This is a genomic window from Catenibacterium mitsuokai (assembly GCF_025148785.1).
GTDB lineage: Bacteria > Bacillota_I > Bacilli_A > Erysipelotrichales > Coprobacillaceae > Catenibacterium > Catenibacterium mitsuoka.
In genome coordinates, this window is sequence record NZ_CP102271.1 from 1,749,511 (window position 1) to 1,768,488 (window position 18,978).

Consider the following 18,978-nt stretch of genomic DNA (forward strand, 5'->3'; position numbering starts at 1 on the left):
ATTGACCTCCATAGTGCCACTATTATAGCGCATTTAGGACCAAAAAAAAAGAGATTCATTAATTTGAATCTCTATTAGAACTGCTTAAAATCATAAATAGAATTCTTAGCATACTTGCAAGAGTCGCACATACACCAGCAACATAAGTTAATGCGGCAGCATAAAGCATCTGCCATGCACCAGCATATTCATTTTCATTTAAATATTGTGCTTGTAATATCGCAAGTCCTCTTTTAGAGGCATTAATTTCTACTGGTAATGTAATAATCTGGAAAGCTAAAATACCACACATTAAGAAGAATCCTAAAAAAGCGAGCCTTGTAGAACCTAAAGCAAGACCAATCATAATCGCAATCCATCCCAAATAATTACCTACATTGCATAATGGAATAATCGCATTTCTTACTCTTATTGGCATATAGTTTTCATGATATTGAATAGCATGACCACATTCATGAGCCGCAACAGCACAAGCGGCAATTGTTGTACCATGATAAATATCACTAGAAAGACTGACACTATTATTGGAAGGATCAAAGTGATCAGATAATTCCCCTTTTACTTCATAGACCGGAACATGTGTCATACCATGAGAATCTAATATTTCCCTTGCAACCTGTGCCCCAGTAATTCCACGGCTATTTGGTCTACGACGATATTTCGCATAAGTCGACTTAATCTTTGCCTGACAATATAAAGAGAATACCATCGCAATACCTACTAAGATTGTACCAAGCATATATCCTGGATTTGTCATTAAATAATAACTCATTTTCATCAACTCCTATTAATTAGTATACATGAAATTTATTAACTGTATATAAACAAAAAAGATGCATTAGTTCATTGCATCTTTTAATCTATTACTTGGTTTGAAAGAAACTGTACGACTAGCTGGAATAATGATAGGTTCCTTAGTCTTTGGTGAAACGCCTTTACGTTCAAGGCAGTGATTAATCTTAAATGTGCCGAAGCCTGAAATAAGAACTTTATCACCATCAATCATACTTTCTACCATCGTATCAAAAACTGTATTCACAAGAATTTCAGCGTCTTTTTTTGTTAAATCTCTTTTTTCAGAAACGATATTAATTAATTCTTTTTTATTCACTTCTGTAATGCCTCCTAATAAATTATCCTTGAGTAGTATAACAAAATCTACATATCATTTCAAGAGATAAAATACAAAAAAAGCACGTAATAAAGGACATAAAATGAATTACTATTTTTTAGATTTATAGGCCTTTTCCCAGAACTTATTTCCTCGTTTAATGAATTGATTTCTAGAAAAAAACGTGATATCTAGAGCACTTTCCTTTTCTTTTCTAATATACGATGCAAAGGATTTTAAGGTATTTGCGACACGCCATGTATAAGGAATATGATCAATCAGAAAGTAAGCTCCAACCTTTAAAGACCCATTATAATAGGCATGTGTTTTCTTGCAATAAAGTGATAATATTTCATCTGCATAATCACAATAATCAACTTCATATTCATCACAATAGATTACACTATAGATTGTTTTATGATTCATCAATTTTTCATTATTTTTCATATAATCTAACATACATGAAGGTATTGTCTGTGATGAAATAGGAAACATAAAAATGATTGTATTATTATCTTCTACATCTTTTTCTTCTATCACCTGTAATGTTTTGATTGATACATTTCCTTTAAGATAATGAGCAAGCTTATAGGCTTGATTATACATGACCTTATTTGTATAAATGAGACCAGATAAAATTATAAGAATATTATCCACAATCAACACCTCCAAATGTCTTGAGTGAGTTATCTAAATCTTCCTCTGTACAAAAATAAGTATTAATAGAAGAAATAAAATAACCTAGAAGTGAGTCATTTAAATAATTCATCAACATCTTCTGTTCTTTCTCAGATATATCACCATAGCCTATAAGAAGGATTTTCTTTGATTGCTGAGCTAAAGAAGCATGACAGGTTATTCCACCTACTGTTGTATAATAAGGCTCATATGAAGAAATATTGCGTTCTATAAAGGATTTAAGCTGTGTATCAAAGCATCCACAATAAATATGTGTAACTAAAATAATGAGAGAAGCCTGCCCAATCCATTGATTGATTATAGAAATATCGTCGTGATAGCGACATGGAGTCCTCTTTTTAAGACAAGTATAATCGCCTGTGCAGGGACTATATTTAATATTATTAAGATTGACTACAACGCTTTCTTTAAAAAATTCTAAAGGAATATCTTTATCTGTAATAACTATATTTTTCATAGATATCGCCTCCTAAAATAATTTTACAAGAAGATATGAACAAATTCAATAAAAAAAGCCCTCCTGGCGGAAGGCATAAAAAAAGGACCTGGCAGCTTGCTATTGTCGCGTCTTCACACTATCGTCGCCGTTATGATGCTTAACTTCCGTGTTCGGGATGGGAACGGGTGTGTCCATCATGCTATCGCCGCCAGATCCTCGAGGGATCCCTCAAAACCAGATACGTCATCTCTACTATTCTCTACTCTCTCCAATCTTGGCCAAGTCCTCGGCCTATTAGTACCGCCCCGCTAAGCACATCGCTGCGCTTGCACTCGCGGCCTATCAACCTCGTCGTCTTCGAGGGGCCTTACTTGTCGCCAATGGGAGGTCTCATCTTGGAGGGGGCTTCACGCTTAGATGCCTTCAGCGCTTATCCCGTCCGGACTTGGCTGCCCAGCTGTGCCACTGGCGTGACAACTGGTGCACCATCGGTCCGTCCACCCCGGTCCTCTCGTACTAGGGGCAGCTCTCCTCAAACCTCCTGCGCCCACGACAGATAGGGACCGAACTGTCTCACGACGTTCTGAACCCAGCTCGCGTACCGCTTTAATGGGCGAACAGCCCAACCCTTGGAACCGACTTCAGCTCCAGGATGCGATGAGCCGACATCGAGGTGCCAAACCTCCCCGTCGATGTGAACTCTTGGGGGAGATCAGCCTGTTATCCCCAGGGTAGCTTTTATCCGTTGAGCGACGGCCCTTCCATTCGGATCCGCCGGATCACTAAGCCCGACTTTCGTCCCTGCTCGACCTGTATGTCTCGCAGTCAGACACCCTTATGCCTTTGCACTCTATGCATGGTTTCCATCCATGCTGAGGGTATCTTTGGGCGCCTCCGTTACTCTTTGGGAGGCGACCGCCCCAGTCAAACTGCCCGACTGACACTGTCCCGTGGCCCGTTGCCTCCGGTTAGGACCTAGATGCATGAAGGGTGGTATCCCAACAGCGGCTCCCCGTACGCTGGCGCGCACGGCTCACAGCCTCCCACCTATCCTGTACATCATGCATCCAAGCCCAATGTCAACCTGCAGTGAAGCTCCATGGGGTCTTTCCGTCTAGTCGCGGGCAACCTGCATCTTCACAGGTACTAAGACTTCACCGAGTCTACAGCTGAGACAGCGCCCAAATCGTTACGCCTTTCGTGCGGGTCGGAACTTGCCCGACAAGGAATTTCGCTACCTTAGGACCGTTATAGTTACGGCCGCCGTTTACTGGGGCTTCGGCTCGCTGCTTCGCTTGCGCTGACAGCTCCCCTTGACCTTCCAGCACCGGGCAGGCGTCACCCCCTATACTTCGGCTTGCGCCTTCGCAGAGAGCTGTGTTTTTGGTAAACAGTCGCTTGGGCCGTTTTACTGCGGCTCCATTTCTGGAGCACCCCTTCTCCCTAAGTTACGGGGTCATTTTGCAGAGTTCCTTAGCTATAGTTCTCTCGCTCACCTCAGGATTCTCTCCTTGCCCATGTGTGTCCATTTTCGGTACGGGCCGATGCGTGTTGTGCTAGAAGCTTTTCCTGGAAGCCTGCTCTCAGCTTTTCCGTACTTGCCGCAGCTTTCCGTATGCTTCGCGCCTTCCCCCTGCGCGCACCGGATTTCCCTGGTGCGCAGGTATCTCGCTTGCCCCAGCTATTCCAGCAGCTGGTTGCCTGAGCCTTCTCCGTCACTCCATCGCCACACATCGGGTACGGGAATATCCACCCGTCGTCCATCGGCTACGCCTTTCGGCCTCGCCTTAGGTCCCGACTATCCCAGAGAGGACGAGCCTTCCTCTGGAGACCTTGGGCCATCGGTGCGTGGGATTCTCACCCACGTGCCGCTACTCACGCCGGCATTCTCTCTTCCATGCGCTCCACATGCCCTCTCGGTCATGCTTCTCCGCTGCATGCAATGCTCCCCTACCACATTCCTGTCCATAGCTTCGGTGTCATGCTTAGCCCCGGTAAATTATCGGCGCAGAGTCATTCGACTAGTGAGCTGTTACGCACTCTTTGAAGGATGGCTGCTTCTGAGCCAACCTCCTAGTTGTCTGCACGTCTCCACTTCCTTTTCCACTTAGCATGCACTTTGGGACCTTAGCTGATGGTCTGGGCTGTTTCCCTCTTGACGACGGACCTTATCACTCGCCGTCTGACTGCCGCAGATGACACCGTGACATTCGGAGTTTGATTATGCTCAGTACCGCGGGATGCGGCCATCGCATATTCAGTGCTCTACCTTCACGGCTCTCTCGCTGCGACGCTAGCCCTAAAGCTATTTCGGGGAGAACCAGCTATCTCCGGGTTCGATTGGAATTTCACCCCTAGCCACAAGTCATCCGCCAACGTTTCAACGGGGGTCGGTTCGGTCCTCCATCGGGTCTCACCCCGACTTCAACCTGCTCATGGCTAGATCACCCGGTTTCGGGTCCACGACCTCAGACTATGTCGCCCTGTTAAGACTCGCTTTCGCTGCGGCTCCGCATCTCCTGCTTAACCTCGCCTGCTGATCGTGACTCGCCGGCTCATTCTACAAAAGGCACGCCATCACCCTTTGACGGGCTCTGACTTCTTGTGGGCATGCGGTTTCAGGTTCTCTTTCACTCCCCTCCCGGGGTTCTTTTCACCTTTCCCTCACGGTACTGGTTCGCTATCGGTCACAGAGTAGTGTTTAGCCTTTCGGGATGGTCCCCGATGATTCCGGCAGGATTCCACGTGCCCCGCCGTACTCAGGTGCCGCCTCGATCCATGTCGAGCCTTCGGATACGGGTCTCTCACCCTCTGCGGATCCCCTTCCCATGGGATTCTCCTGACTCTTCATGTCATCTTTCTCGGCGGTCCTACAACCCCGGACTATGTCCGGTTTGGGCTCCTCCGCTTTCGCTCGCCGCTACTTACGGAATCGACTTCTCTTTCTCTTCCTGCAGGTACTTAGATGTTTCAGTTCCCTGCGTATTGCCCCGTCATGACGGTCGTCATGCGGTCTCCGCTTCGAAAGCGGAGGGGTTTCCCCATTCGGATATCGGCGGGTCATCGCGTGCTTACCGCTCGCCGCCGCATTTCGCTGTTCGCTGCGTCCTTCATCGCCTCTCTGTGCCCAGGCATTCTCCGTACGCCCTTTCTTCCTTGACCTTGTGATTGGTTCTCTTTAGTTCGCTTGAGTATTTCTGTTCTTAGTATTTTTTGCCTTCAGACCAGATGTACTAGACCTTCTTATCTTTGTTTGATTTCTCGATCTCACTTACATCTTATCTTTGTGTGCAGAAAGTTTTTAAAACTTTCCATTTGATGATCATATCTGATTTTCAAGGATCTCTCCTGAGTGCCAGAGCACTCAAAACTGAACATTACACGTCTGTCTCCCTAGAAAGGAGGTGATCCATCCCCACGTTCCCGTAGGGATACCTTGTTACGACTTCACCCCAATCATCAGCCCCACCTTAGACAGCTCCCTCCCTTGCGGGTTGGGCCGCCGGCTTCGGGTGTTGCCAACTCTCATGGTGTGACGGGCGGTGTGTACAAGGCCCGAGAACGTATTCACCGCGGCATGCTGATCCGCGATTACTAGCGATTCCGGCTTCGTGCAGTCGAGTTGCAGACTGCAGTCCGAACTGGGAACGGGTTTCTGGGGTCCGCTCCGGCTCGCGCCTTCGCTTCCCTCTGTCCCGTCCATTGTAGCACGTGTGTGGCCCAGGTCATAAGGGGCATGATGATTTGACGTCATCCCCGCCTTCCTCCTCCTTGCAGAGGCAGTCTCGCCAGAGTCCCCAACTCAATGATGGTAACTGGCGACAGGGGTTGCGCTCGTTGCGGGACTTAACCCAACATCTCACGACACGAGCTGACGACAACCATGCACCACCTGTCTTCTCTATAGCTATGAGGATGTCTCCATCCCTTTTAGATCGATGTCAAGACCTGGTAAGGTTCTTCGCGTTGCTTCGAATTAAACCACATGCTCCACCGCTTGTGCGGGCCCCCGTCAATTCCTTTGAGTTTCATTCTTGCGAACGTACTACTCAGGCGGGTCACTTATTGCGTTGACTGCAGCACCGGGGTTTGACCCCCGACACTTAGTGACCATCGTTTACGGCGTGGACTACTAGGGTATCTAATCCTATTTGCTCCCCACGCTTTCGGGAATGAGCGTCAGTTGCGGCCCAGACCGTCGCCTTCGCCACTGGTGTTCCTCCATATATCTACGCATTTCACCGCTACACATGGAATTCCACGATCCTCTTCCGCACTCTAGCCGCCCGGTTTCCATGGCTTACCGAAGTTTAGCTTCGGTCTTTCACCACAGACCCTTGCGGCCGCCTGCTCCCTCTTTACGCCCAATGATTCCGGATAACGCTCGCCACCTACGTATTACCGCGGCTGCTGGCACGTAGTTAGCCGTGGCTTTCTGGTAAAGTACCGTCACTCGCACACCATTTCCTGTGTCCGACGTTCTTCCTTTACAACAGAGCTTTACGACCCGAAGGCCTTCTTCGCTCACGCGGCGTTGCTCGGTCAGGGTTTCCCCCATTGCCGAAAATTCCCTACTGCTGCCTCCCGTAGGAGTCTGGGCCGTGTCTCAGTCCCAATGTGGCCGTCCGCCCTCTCAGGCCGGCTACGCATCGTTGCCTTGGTGGGCCGTTGCCCCGCCAACTAGCTAATGCGCCATAGGTCCATCCCTGCGCTATCCTGTGAAGGATATTTGGCATGAGCTCCATGCGGTGCTCATGGCTATGCGGTATTAGCAGGAGTTTCCTCCTGTTATCCCCCGCACAGGGGCAGGTTACCTATGTATTACTCACCCGTTCGCCACTCATCTTCCGAAGAAGATTCGTTCGACTTGCATGTATTAGGCACGCCGCCAGCGTTCATCCTGAGCCAGGATCAAACTCTCCACGAAAATATGTGAAGAGCTGATGTTCAGCTCATCAATTAAATGTTTTCAAATAAATCTGACGTGTATCTGTTCAGTTTTCAATGTTCTGTCCGCGCTCCTCACCGGAGTGCTCACTTATACTACCACCATTCATTTCGCTTGTAAAGCCTTTTTTGCGATTTTATTCATTTTTTGTTAAAAAAGATGAAAAGGGGCTTACATGCCCTCTTATCACCTTATAATTGCTTTATTTATGTGGTATTAACTCATCGCTATCTAAAACAATGGTAACTGGTCCATCATTAATTAACGCACATTTCATATCAGCACCAAAGATTCCTGTTTCTACATGAATCCCCTGATTTCTTAAACATTCATTGAAATAATCATAAAGTGGCGAAGATATATCTGGCTTAGCTGCATTAATAAAACTTGGTCTTCTTCCTTTACGACAATCTGCATACAATGTGAACTGTGAAATAGAAAGAATAGAACCTTCGACATCTAATAGCGAACGATTCATTTTCTGGTTTTCATCTTCAAATACTCTTAAATGAATCACTTTTTCTACAAGACGGTCAATGATTTCGTGATTATCTTCTTCATTAAATCCAACAAGAATCATATAACCCTTACCAATAGCGCCATGTATTTCTCCATCAATTGTAACGCTTGCTTCTTTTACTCTTTGTAAAACAATTTTCATGTTGTGCTCTCCTTACAAAATCATGTTATAATTATACATGATTCTTAAAAGAAAGGAAACAAACTATGATTCATAAGACACTTGCAGATTCTATGCGCCCTATTGGTTTAGATGATGTGATTGGACAGAAACATCTTGTAGGCGAAAATAGATTACTAAAACAGTTTGTAAAGAAAGATCATCCTATGTCCATTATCTTATATGGTCCTCCAGGTTGTGGGAAGACTACTATCGCAAAAGCACTTGCCCATGATCTGAATATTCCTTATCGTATCTTTAATGCCTCTACAGGTAATAAGAAAGAAATGGATCAGATTATTACAGAAGCAAAACTTTCTGAAGGATTGTTTGTAATTGTAGATGAAGTTCATCGTTTAAATAAAGCTAAGCAGGACCATCTATTACCCTATATCGAAAGTGGCTTATTGATTATTGCTGGCTGTACAACAGCCAATCCTTATCATTCAATCAATCCTGCCATTCGTTCAAGATGTCATTTATGCGAAGTTAAGCCTTTAAATAATGAAGAAATTGTAAAGGCATGTAAAAGAGCAGCAGTGAGTGAAAGAGGTCTGAATCATCCATACGAAATAGATGAAGATGTTTATGATTATATAGCAAGAATGAGCAGCGGTGATGTACGTTATGCTTATAATTGCTTAGAACTTGCTACTATCTATGCCCCTGATACCCATATAACATTAAATATAATACAAGATGCTGTACCTCGTGCTAATATGCAGTTCGATAAAGACGAGGACCAATATTATGATACTTTAAGCGGTTTACAGAAATCTATCAGAGGATCTGATCCTAATGGTGCTCTTTATTATTTCGCAAAACTAATTGATGCCGGAGACATTGAATCTCTTGAAAGAAGATTGATCACAACTGCCTATGAAGATATAGGTCTTGCCAATCCTAATGCCTGTATGCGTACAGTTCTCGCTTTTCAAGCAGCTAAGACAATTGGTTTTCCTGAAGCAAGAATTCCTCTTGCAAGCTGTATTATAGAGTTGGCTTTATCCCCTAAATCAAGATCTAGTGAAGATGCAATCGATGCAGCGCTTGCTTCTTATCACAGCGAACCTCATAAGGCACCTCAGTATATCCGTTTAACACCTGTTGGTGTCGCTGAAGAAGATCGTTATGACTATAATAGACCTGATTTATGGGAATATCTCCAGTATCTTCCTGATGAAATCAAGGATGCACAATTCTATGTACCTTGGCTGACAAGCCGTTATGAAAAGTCATTGACTGAGAATTACCAAAGAATTCTCAAGCATGGCAGAACAACAAATATCAGAAAACTCAAAAAGGATAAGCCTCGCTAAAGAGACTTATCCTTTTTCATACCACTCTTTAATATCTTTTAAAACGCTCTGAATCGTTGAATCAAAATCTTCTAGATTCACATCATACCAGTGAACATCAAACTGGTTATTAAACCATGTATATTGCCTTTTCGCATAATTGCGTGAATGTTTCTTGATTTCTTCAATGATTTCTTCTTTTGATTTTAAACCTTCAAAATAATCAAACCACTCTTTATAACCAATCGCCTTCATAGATTGTGCATTACGTGATAAGCCTGAGTCATAGATAGTTCTTACTTCTTCTTCTAATCCCTGTTCAATCATGAGATCAACACGCTTGTTGATACGTTCATATAAAACAGGACGAGGTAATGTGAGCCCTACAAAATAAATATCATAAACAGGCTTATGTTCCTGAGCCTCTAGAATATCACTTTTTCTTTTACCAGATTCCTCATAAATCTCAATAGCTCGCAAGACTCTTTGGCGATTATTTGGATGAAGATCCTGTGCAGACTGAGGATCAAATGATGCTAAATACTGATGTAATTCTTCATTTGTATAATGTGCATACTTTGCTTTGATTTCATCATGCTTTGATTCTGTTTCTTCAAAAGTATAATCATAAAGAGCCCCTTTAATATAAAGACCTGTTCCTCCTACGACTATAGGCATATCAATTGTGTCGATATAATGGCGCACTTCTTTCTGGAATTCACTGACAGAAAAAGTTTCATCAGGATTTTTGATATCAATCATATGATGGATAATGCCCTGCATTTCTTCAGGAGTCGCTTTCGCTGTTCCAATATCCATTGTACGGTAGATCTGCATAGAATCACCGCTAATGACTTCTCCATGAAGTGCTTCTGCAAGAGAAACACCCATACGTGTTTTACCTACGGCTGTAGGTCCACAAACTGCAATTACTTTTTTCATACTACAACCCTCTTAAATAACTTTTCTATTTCATAATCACTATAGAATATAATTGTTGGTCTACCGTGAGGACAAACATAAGGATTATCACAACGCATCAAATTATCAACAATAGTCTGCATATCCTGTGTTGTAAGATATGTATTCCCTTTAACACTTGCTTTACATGCAAGTGTCGCAATTGCATGCTCCTGCATTGCCACAATATCCACGCTCTGATTGTTTAATACCTCTTGGATCATTTCATCAATAAAAATCTTCTCATCAATATTTTTCATCCACAAAGGCAGGCCACGCACGATATAAGAATGACGGCCAAATGATTCAAGATGAATACCTACCTCTTCTAGCAGTTCCTTATGCTCATCAATGACTAAACATTCACTTTCTGGATATTCAAAAGTAAGCGGAACAATCATTGGCTGTATAGATAAATCAGGATGAGAAAACTTATTCAAGAAATATTCATAATTAATACGTTCCTGAGCAGCATGCTGATCAATGATATAAAAGCCACGTTCGTTTTCTCCTAGAATATAAGTGCCTCTTGTTTGTCCAATAACCTTTATTTTTTCTTTAATAGGTTTAAGTGGTTCTTCTTTTGGCTGTGCTTTAACTTCGACCTTTTCAGGTTCATAAACAGGTATGTCTTCATGAACTGTTTCAACTGTTTCAAGAACAGGTTCTTCTTTGACTTCTTCAAATACTTCATCAAGAGGAATAGTCATCTGAGCAAGACTTGGCTTAAAAGATGCTTTTTCCGTTTCTCTTGTAGAAGGTTTATACGTAAGATTCTTTTTAGATAAAGCCTCCTCTAAACCTTTAAGAAGTAATTCCTTAAGTTCTGTTTCTTTAGAAAAACGTACTTCAAGTTTAGCAGGATGAACATTCACATCAACTAAATAAGGGTCTACATCAATCTCTAAAATCGCAATAGGAAATCTTTTATCCGCAAGGTAGCGACGATATACCTCATTGATTGTATTGATTGTTTTCATATTTTTAACATAACGATGATTTACAAGAGTTACAATATGATTTTTTGAAGAGCGCGATGTATCAATCTTAGATATATAACCTGAAACATGGAATTCCTCATTTCCAAAATCAACATGAATCATATTCTTTGCGACAGGAAGACCATAAATTTCGCTAATTACTTCTAGTAAATTATTTCTACCATTGGTCTTGAATATTGTTTTATGGTCATGTACAAGCGTAAAAGAAATTTCAGGATGTGCTAAAGCAAGACGTTCTACATAAGAATAAATAGCTGCAAATTCAGCATTAATAGACTTCATATATTTAAGTCTCGCAGGCACATTTTGGAAAATACGTTCAACCGTAATCTTTGTACCACGATTCATTGCCACGCTGTCTACTGATTTTCTTTTTCCAAATTCATATTCTACTTTTGTATTTTCTTCTCCGTCACTTGTTTCAAGTGTGAAAACACTAATAGAAGCAATAGAAGGAATGGCTTCTCCTCTAAAGCCTAATGTTGTGATATTGAATAAATCATTCTCATCTACAATCTTACTTGTCGCATGACGACTAAAACAAAGAAGTGCATCTGTACGATTCATTCCTATCCCATCATCGATAACAGACATACTGCTTGTACCACCCTGTTCAACAAGAATCGTGATACGTTTTGCCTTGGCATCTATACTATTTTCTGTAAGTTCTTTAATAACACTAGCAGGACGTTCAACAACTTCTCCTGCCGCAATCTTATTGGCTAGATTTTCACTTAATTGTCTAATATGTCCCATATACTCTCCTACAACATCTTCTTTAATTCAATTAATGTACTTAAAGCATCAAGTGGTGATAAACTCATCGGATCAATACCTTTAAGTGTTTCTTCTACGGCACTTGTTTTAACAACAGACTGCACTTCTATATTTTGAAGCTTTTCTTCAATATTGTTGTTTTCTAACGATTTTAAAATCGCATCAGCACGTACAATAACCTGTTCAGGTAATTTTGCCAGTTTCGCAACATTTATACCATAGGACTGACCTGAAGGTCCATCTTCAATATGATATAAGAAACGAATAGAATCATTTGAGATATCAGCGCCTGCATGAACATTCTTAATAGAAGCACCTTCCATACGTGTTAATTCATGATAATGCGTCGAAAAGAAAGTCAACGAATGATTATGATTGGCTATATATTCTAAAATACCTTGAGCGAGTGCCATTCCATCAAATGTCGCTGTTCCTCTACCAATTTCATCAAAGATGATTAAAGAGTTCTCACTTGCATATTTCAATGCATTATTTGCTTCTAACATTTCTACCATGAAAGTAGACTGACCGCCAATCAGATCATCACTTGCTCCAATACGTGTAAATATTGCATCAAAAACAGGAAGAACGGCACTTCTTGCCGGCACAAAACATCCAATCTGTGCCATGATCATCGTCAAAGCCATCTGACGCATATAGGTAGATTTACCACCCATATTCGGACCAGTAATCAACATGATTTTTGCATCTTCACCTAAAGACACATCATTCTTAACATAATTCTCTTTTGAAATAACTTCCTCCACAACAGGATGTCTTCCTGCTTCAATATGGATAATATGCTCATCATTGAAAACCGGACGTACATAATCATTACGACCTGATACAAGTGCAAAAGATGTGAAAACATCCACCTTAGCAACAACCTTGGCAACATCCTGTATCTCATGAACAAAACCTTTAATATATTGTCTTACCTGTGTGAATATTTCATATTCTAAAGCAACAATACGATCCTGCGCAGATAGAATCTTATTCTCCATATCCTTTAGTTCAGGCGTGATAAATCTTTCTGCATTTGATAAGCTCTGTTTTCTTGTATAGTTGAATTCATCCTTAACCAAAGGTAAATAGCTTTTAGTCACTTCGATATAATAACCAAATACACGGTTATAACCCACCTTTAAACCTTTGATTCCTGTACGTTCTTTTTCTTTTTCCTCAAAGGCCATCAGCCATTTTTTACCATTCTTACGAATATCACGCAATTCATCCAACTCTTTATTGTAGCCATCCTTGATGATATTTCCCTCTTTGATTACTAGAGGTGGATCATCGACAATCGCTTCATCAATTGTCTGGATAATAGGTGATAAATCAACCAACTGCATAGCAAGATTATTTAATTGTGGATGATCAAGACTTAATAACTGATACTTTAATTCTGGAATCACCTTCAACGAAGAACAAATCCACTTTAAATCTCTCGCATTCACATTTCCAAAAGCCACTCGAGAAGCCAGCTTCTCAATATCATAAATATCATTGATCATATCAATGATCGTTTCTCTTTCTAAGAAGTTATCCATAAACACTTCAACAAGATCGAGTCTTTCTTCAATCTTCTCTTTAGAAATAAGAGGCTGATCAATCCATTGTTTCAATAAACGACCACCCATTGCACTATGTGTATGATCTAATAACCATAATAATGTGCCATATTTTTCATTATTCGCATTCTTAGTGAGTTCTAGTGCTTTTTTAGTGGCACTTTCCATATAAACATAATCTTCCTGTTTCACTTCTACAATCGTCTGAATATATTCCAGTTCTCTTTTTTGTGTATCAAGAAGATAATTCAATAGGTTTGCACAGATCTTGATTTGTTTTAAATCATTAATATTCTCAAATATTTTCTTATAGTTATCTTTTATTGTTTCATCTTTAAAAGAAGACATCATCACGCCATCAATAGAAATAGAATCATCTTCCACAACTATTTCTTTAATACCTAACGATTCAATCTTATTACGTAAAAGATGTTCCTTTTTCTCTAGATTTAAACAATAGAATTCACCTGTTGATAAATCAGCATAAGCCAATGTATAAGAAAAATCAAAAACGCCTAACGCACCAATAAAGTTATTAACCTTCTCATTTAACTTAAAGTCCATCAAAGTACCAGGTGTAACAATCTGAACAACACCTCTTTCTACAAGACCCTTTGCTTTTGGATCTGAAAGCTGTTCAACAATAACAACCTTATGACCTTGTTTGACCAATTCTTCTACATAACCTGTTGCAGCATGAAAAGGAACTCCACACATTGGAACACGTTCTTTTACACCTGCATTTTTTCCTGTTAAAGCAAGATTTAATGCTTTAGAAGCGACTGCTGCATCATCAAAGAACATTTCATAGAAATCTCCTATACGATACATTACAATTGCATCCTGATAATCTTTTTTTAATTCTAAATATTTCTCCATCATGGGAGAGTATTTTTCTTTTTTCAAAATGATACCCACTCCTAACTCTCTCATTATAACATATTTTTAATCAATCATAAGAAGTAATGCTAATTGAGCACTCTTTTCTAATTCATCTATTGTTGTATATTCACTCACACTATGACAATCATTCATGGCACATGCAACTACAATACCTCTGATTCCTTCTTTCACAAATCTATTATTATCAGAACCACCATGTGTAGAAATAAGGCGGGGTGCTAATCCAAGCTTATTACAGGCACGTTTAAAGCGTTCGACAACCTCTTCATCCTCTTCAATTTTATAGGCCTCTATATGCACATAATCACCGAATTCTATATCTCCATGTTCTTTTGCTGCTTCTTCTTCGAAGATTTTCTTTATATAGCAGCTCCAGTCAAGCGCATCTTGGTGATCAAAACTTCTTATTTCTCCGGTAATAATAACTTCTCTAGGGACAATATTACGTCCTTCTCCACCCTGAATAGTACCAAAATTGACTGTTGTCTCATCATTGACACGGCCATTAGGAATACGGATGATGGCACTTGAGGCAATCTTTAAGGCATGAATACCATCTTCAGGATTAAAACCTGCATGGGCACTTTTACCCTTAACAACAATCTTAAAAGAAACAATAGAAGGAGCCTCTATTGCTGCTAAGCCTACTTCACCGGCTAAATCAAATGTATAACCAATACGTGATTGAATACGACCAAAATCATAATAAGCGCTTCCTGCATCATAAGGTTCTTCAGCTACGCTGATAGCAAGTTCTATATCACCATGAGAAATATTCTGTTCTTGGATTGTACGAATGGCTTCAATATAAGAAGCAAGTGCAGAGACATCATCAGCACCTAAAACTGTTGTTCCATCACTTGTAATACGTCCATCTTCATGAACAATAGCATGCTTCCTATTACCTGGTGATACAGTATCCATATATCCTGAAAACATAATAGGTTCTTTATGAACATCACCTTTCAATACCGCATAAATATTCCCTGCTTCAAAGCCTTCTATAGGCATTTCTATACACTCCATATGACATTCTTTAAAAACCTTCATCAAATAGTCTTTCATCTTCTTTTCATGATAGGATTCACTATCAATAGAAACCATTTCACAAAATGTCTGAACAAGTCTTTCTTTATTAATTACCATGAATATTCCCCTTAAAATCAAAAATGGAAGGAATATATTATTCCTTCCATCCTCCTATTATCTGTTACCTGAATTTGAAGAGTCTTTTAATAAGACGTCATGTGCGCCACCTTCAACGATTGAAGTTGCAGACACAAGCTGGATCTTCGCTTTTTCCTGTAATTCAGCAATTGTAAGTGCACCACAGTTACACATTGTATGCTTCATCTTGCTTAATGATAAACTAACATTATCTTTTAAGCTACCAGCATATGGCACATAAGAATCTACACCTTCTTCAAATGAAAGCTTCTTATCTCCACCTAAGTCATATCTCTGCCAGTTTCTAGCACGTGCAGAACCTTCACCCCAGTATTCTTTCATATACTGACCGTTGATGTTTACCTTGTTAGTTGGTGATTCATCAAAACGAGAGAAGTAACGACCTAACATAATGAAATCAGAACCCATTGCAAGTGCAAGTGTCATATGGTAATCATGAACGATACCACCATCTGAACAGATTGGGATATAAATACCAGTTTCTTTGAAATATGCATCTCTTGCTTCAGCTACTTCGATAGTTGCAGTTGCCTGACCTCTACCGATACCTTTCTGTTCACGAGTGATACAGATAGATCCGCCACCGATACCGATCTTGATGAAGTCAGCACCAGCTTCTGCTAGGAATCTGAATCCTTCACCATCTACAACGTTACCAGCACCAACTTTAACAGTATCGCCATAGTGTTCTCTGATCCATGCGATAGTGTTAGCCTGCCAAGCTGAATAACCTTCTGAAGAGTCGATACATAATACATCTACACCTGCTTCAATTAATGCAGGAACTCTTTCTGCAAAGTCTCTTGTATTGATACCAGCACCAACAACATAACGCTTAGATTCATCTAATAATTCATTAGGATTTGATTTTCTTGATTCATAATCCTTTCTGAATACGAAATAAAGAAGTCTGTTATCATCATCAATAATTGGTAAAGCATTTAATTTGTTTTCCCAGATAATATCATTTGCTTCTTTTAAAGTAATATCTTTATGTCCGCATACTAACTTATCAAAAGGTGTCATGAAATCAACAACTTTTTCATTTTCATCCATACGGCTGACACGGTAATCTCTACCAGTCACTAAACCAATCAAACGACCATTTGCTGTACCATCTTCAGTAACAGCCATAGTTGAATGACCAGTCTTTTCTTTAAGTGCAAGAACATCTGCTAAAGTATCATTAGCGCTTAAGTTAGAATCACTTGGTACGAAACCTGCCTTATAGTTTTTAACACGTCTTACCATTGCTGCCTGTGATTCAATTGTCTGTGAACCATAGATAAATGAACATCCACCTTCTCTTGCTAAAGCAACTGCCATACCATCATCAGATACAGCCTGCATAACTGCAGATACAAGAGGGATATTTAATGAAAGTGCTGGTTCTTCACCTTTCTTGAATTTAACTAAAGGTGTCTTTAAACTAACATTCTGTGGCTGGCATTCTTCACTAGAATAACCAGGAATCAATAAATATTCATTAAAAGTGTGTGAGGGTTCATTAAAAATATGTGCCATAATAATCTCCTTTTTATATAAATTAGTTCAATAATAAACATTTAAAAACATTTAGTCAATAGCTTTTAATAATTCTTCATTGATGATTGTTTCAACTTGTATAAGGTAATCATTTACTTCACTTTTTAGATTCAAATAATTCACAATGAGAGGATGATTTTCAAAGTATTCTTTCTTCTTTGAATAAGCCTTCATCTCTTCTTCAGTCAGCTCACCAAGTGCCTTCTTTTTTAGAATGATCTGGCTATCCTCTTTGATTTCATCTTCTAAAGCCAACAATTCAGGGTGCTGCTTTAAGGCCTCTTCATACTTCTTAAACTCCTGAATAAGCGGATCACTTAGAATCAACTTATTTAAAGTTTCTGCCTTAGTCTTAGTTGCTGCTTTCAACCTGTTCCCCTGTTAAAGCCCATGTCTTTGCTTCAGTCACACGAACATCAACAATCTGTCCCACCATTGAGGCATCACCTTTAAAGTTAATTAACTTGTTATGTTCTGTATAACCTGATAAGACATCCGGGTTCTTCTTAGATGGACCTTCTACAAGTACTTTAACAACCTGTCCTAAGTATTTCTGATTGGCTTCATTTGCGTATTTATTTACAAGTTCATTTAAGCGATATAAACGCTGCTCCTTATCACTAAGAGGGACATTGTCTTCCATCTTTGCTGCAGGAGTACCTTCTCTAGGTGAATAAATAAATGTATAAGCTAAATCATACTTACAATAGTTATATAAAGATAAAGTATCCTGGAACTGTTCTTCTGTTTCATTTGGGAAACCAACAATGATATCTGTTGTCACAGTGCAGTCCGGAATTTTTTCTTTAATCATATCAAATAGTTTTAAATAGCTTTCCTTTGAATAACGTCTACCCATCAGCTGTAAAACATCATCATTTCCTGACTGAACAGGTAAATGGATAGAAGGCATGATATTATCATACTTAGCGATAATATCAATCATATCCGCATTAAAGTCCCAAGGATGGCTTGTAGTGAATCGAATACGATCAATACCAGTCTTTGCGACAGCTTCTAATAATGTTGCAAAGTCAGTGCCGTTATTTAAATCCTTACCATAAGAGTTAACATTCTGTCCAAGTAATGTAATTTCTTTATAGCCGCTATTCTTTAATTCTTCTACTTCCTTGATAATTTCTTCTAATTCACGAGAACGTTCCTTACCCCTTGTATAAGGAACAATACAATAAGTACAGAATTTATTGCATCCATACATAATATTGACCCATGCCTTGTAGTTATTGGCACGATGACTTGGAAGATTTTCAATAACATCCCCTTCCTTAGACCAGACTTCAAGAACAAGTTCTTTTTCTAACATTGCCTGTTTTAATAAAACTGGAAGACGGTGGATATTATGTGTACCGAAAATAAGATCAACCTGAGGGAATTTCTCTAGAATCTTATTAACAACTACTTCTTCCTGTGCCATACAGCCGCATACACCAAAAATCAGATTTGGTCTAGTCTTCTTAATGTTCTTCAAGTAACCAATCTTACCAAATACTTTTTCTTCTGCATTTTCTCTGATTGCGCAGGTATTTAATAATACAACATCTGCCTGTTTTACTTCATCAGTATGAGTATAACCCATCATTTCTAAGATACCTGATAATGTTTCAGTATCTCTTTCATTCGCTTGACATCCATAAGTTTGGATATAATATGTCTGTCCTTTTCCAATTCCCACCATATCCGCAGGAATCTCAAATGCATCATCTAAATGTTGTACTTCAGTACGACCTCTAGAACGTGCATCCTTCAAAGAAGGACCTTTAAAATATTTACTATAATCTTTCATAAACGCTCCTTTTCGACACCATTATAACAAATACCCCTCATAAAAAAAACCCCCT

The 18,978-nt window shown here is 40.0% G+C and carries 13 protein-coding genes and 3 rRNA genes; 1 reads left to right on the plus strand and 15 read right to left on the minus strand.

Annotated features, from left to right (window positions below; genetic code table 11):
- Positions 1 to 58: 58 nt before the first annotated feature.
- The 8 genes from NQ499_RS09160 to dtd form a co-directional block, all read right to left on the minus strand.
- A complete protein-coding gene (locus NQ499_RS09160) occupies positions 59 to 772 on the minus strand; it encodes a zinc metallopeptidase (protein ID WP_238319828.1) in 714 nt (237 codons plus the stop codon).
- 66 nt (positions 773 to 838) lie between these two features.
- Positions 839 to 1,111 (minus strand): HU family DNA-binding protein, encoded by a 273-nt coding sequence (locus NQ499_RS09165; protein WP_006505235.1) that lies wholly within the window; start codon positions 1,109 to 1,111, stop codon positions 839 to 841.
- A gap of 111 nt (positions 1,112 to 1,222) precedes the next feature.
- Positions 1,223 to 1,768, minus strand: coding sequence for a hypothetical protein (locus tag NQ499_RS09170; protein WP_006505234.1), 546 nt, complete (start codon positions 1,766 to 1,768; stop codon positions 1,223 to 1,225).
- The gene (locus NQ499_RS09175; protein WP_006505233.1) at positions 1,761 to 2,267 is read right to left on the minus strand and encodes a flavodoxin family protein; all 507 of its coding nucleotides are present in this window, start codon (positions 2,265 to 2,267) and stop codon (positions 1,761 to 1,763) included. Before NQ499_RS09175 ends, NQ499_RS09170 begins: the two co-directional genes overlap by 8 nt.
- An 86-nt stretch (positions 2,268 to 2,353) precedes the next feature.
- A 5S ribosomal RNA gene (gene rrf, locus NQ499_RS09180) occupies positions 2,354 to 2,462 on the minus strand.
- A gap of 61 nt (positions 2,463 to 2,523) precedes the next feature.
- Positions 2,524 to 5,411, minus strand: a 23S ribosomal RNA gene (locus tag NQ499_RS09185).
- A 235-nt stretch (positions 5,412 to 5,646) separates the two neighbouring features.
- Positions 5,647 to 7,176 (minus strand): 16S ribosomal RNA (locus NQ499_RS09190).
- The 16S, 23S and 5S rRNA genes sit together here, the layout of an rRNA operon.
- Positions 7,177 to 7,399: 223 nt before the next feature.
- Positions 7,400 to 7,858: a D-aminoacyl-tRNA deacylase gene (dtd, locus tag NQ499_RS09195; RefSeq protein WP_006505489.1), complete on the minus strand. Its 459-nt coding sequence runs from the start codon at positions 7,856 to 7,858 to the stop codon at positions 7,400 to 7,402.
- Between the two features lie 68 nt (positions 7,859 to 7,926).
- Between dtd and NQ499_RS09200 the strand changes: the two genes are divergently transcribed.
- Positions 7,927 to 9,195 (plus strand): replication-associated recombination protein A, encoded by a 1,269-nt coding sequence (locus tag NQ499_RS09200; RefSeq protein WP_259848818.1) that lies wholly within the window; start codon positions 7,927 to 7,929, stop codon positions 9,193 to 9,195.
- Between the two features lie 6 nt (positions 9,196 to 9,201).
- Here the strand turns inward: NQ499_RS09200 and miaA are convergent, their stop codons facing one another.
- The 7 genes from miaA to miaB are packed head-to-tail and all read right to left on the minus strand — an operon-like array spanning position 9,202 to position 18,923.
- Complete coding sequence (gene miaA, locus NQ499_RS09205) at positions 9,202 to 10,116, minus strand: tRNA (adenosine(37)-N6)-dimethylallyltransferase MiaA (protein ID WP_006505487.1); 915 nt, start codon at positions 10,114 to 10,116, stop codon at positions 9,202 to 9,204.
- Positions 10,113 to 11,891, minus strand: a complete 1,779-nt coding sequence (gene mutL, locus NQ499_RS09210) for a DNA mismatch repair endonuclease MutL (protein ID WP_006505486.1) — start codon at positions 11,889 to 11,891, stop codon at positions 10,113 to 10,115. The genes miaA and mutL overlap by 4 nt, the downstream gene beginning before the upstream one ends.
- Before the next feature lie 8 nt (positions 11,892 to 11,899).
- Positions 11,900 to 14,416 carry a DNA mismatch repair protein MutS gene (mutS, locus tag NQ499_RS09215; protein ID WP_456301141.1) on the minus strand — a complete coding sequence of 839 codons (2,517 nt, stop codon included), beginning with the start codon at positions 14,414 to 14,416 and terminating at the stop codon, positions 11,900 to 11,902.
- A 12-nt stretch (positions 14,417 to 14,428) separates the two neighbouring features.
- Positions 14,429 to 15,532: a M20/M25/M40 family metallo-hydrolase gene (locus NQ499_RS09220; RefSeq protein WP_006505484.1), complete on the minus strand. Its 1,104-nt coding sequence runs from the start codon at positions 15,530 to 15,532 to the stop codon at positions 14,429 to 14,431.
- 57 nt (positions 15,533 to 15,589) lie between these two features.
- Positions 15,590 to 17,098 (minus strand): IMP dehydrogenase, encoded by a 1,509-nt coding sequence (locus NQ499_RS09225; protein WP_006505483.1) that lies wholly within the window; start codon positions 17,096 to 17,098, stop codon positions 15,590 to 15,592.
- Between the two features lie 51 nt (positions 17,099 to 17,149).
- On the minus strand, positions 17,150 to 17,488 hold the full coding sequence (locus NQ499_RS09230; RefSeq protein ID WP_006505482.1) for a YlbF family regulator: 339 nt from the start codon (positions 17,486 to 17,488) through the stop codon (positions 17,150 to 17,152).
- Entirely contained in the window at positions 17,472 to 18,923 is a 1,452-nt protein-coding gene (gene miaB, locus NQ499_RS09235) for a tRNA (N6-isopentenyl adenosine(37)-C2)-methylthiotransferase MiaB (protein ID WP_006505481.1), read from the minus strand. The genes NQ499_RS09230 and miaB overlap by 17 nt, the downstream gene beginning before the upstream one ends.
- Positions 18,924 to 18,978: the final 55 nt, after the last annotated feature.

What these genes read in the sequence shown, in the direction of transcription:
- NQ499_RS09160 (WP_238319828.1), bottom strand. Translation starts at nt 772, where the DNA reads ATGAGTTATTATTTAATGACAAATCCAGGATATATGCTTGGTACAATC.
- NQ499_RS09175 (WP_006505233.1), bottom strand. Translation starts at nt 2,267, where the DNA reads ATGAAAAATATAGTTATTACAGATAAAGATATTCCTTTAGAATTTTTT.
- dtd (WP_006505489.1), bottom strand. Translation starts at nt 7,858, where the DNA reads ATGAAAATTGTTTTACAAAGAGTAAAAGAAGCAAGCGTTACAATTGAT.
- miaA (WP_006505487.1), bottom strand. Translation starts at nt 10,116, where the DNA reads ATGAAAAAAGTAATTGCAGTTTGTGGACCTACAGCCGTAGGTAAAACA.
- mutL (WP_006505486.1), bottom strand. Translation starts at nt 11,891, where the DNA reads ATGGGACATATTAGACAATTAAGTGAAAATCTAGCCAATAAGATTGCG.
- mutS (WP_456301141.1), bottom strand. Translation starts at nt 14,416, where the DNA reads ATGAGAGAGTTAGGAGTGGGTATCATTTTGAAAAAAGAAAAATACTCT.
- NQ499_RS09220 (WP_006505484.1), bottom strand. Translation starts at nt 15,532, where the DNA reads ATGGTAATTAATAAAGAAAGACTTGTTCAGACATTTTGTGAAATGGTT.
- NQ499_RS09225 (WP_006505483.1), bottom strand. Translation starts at nt 17,098, where the DNA reads ATGGCACATATTTTTAATGAACCCTCACACACTTTTAATGAATATTTA.
- miaB (WP_006505481.1), bottom strand. Translation starts at nt 18,923, where the DNA reads ATGAAAGATTATAGTAAATATTTTAAAGGTCCTTCTTTGAAGGATGCA.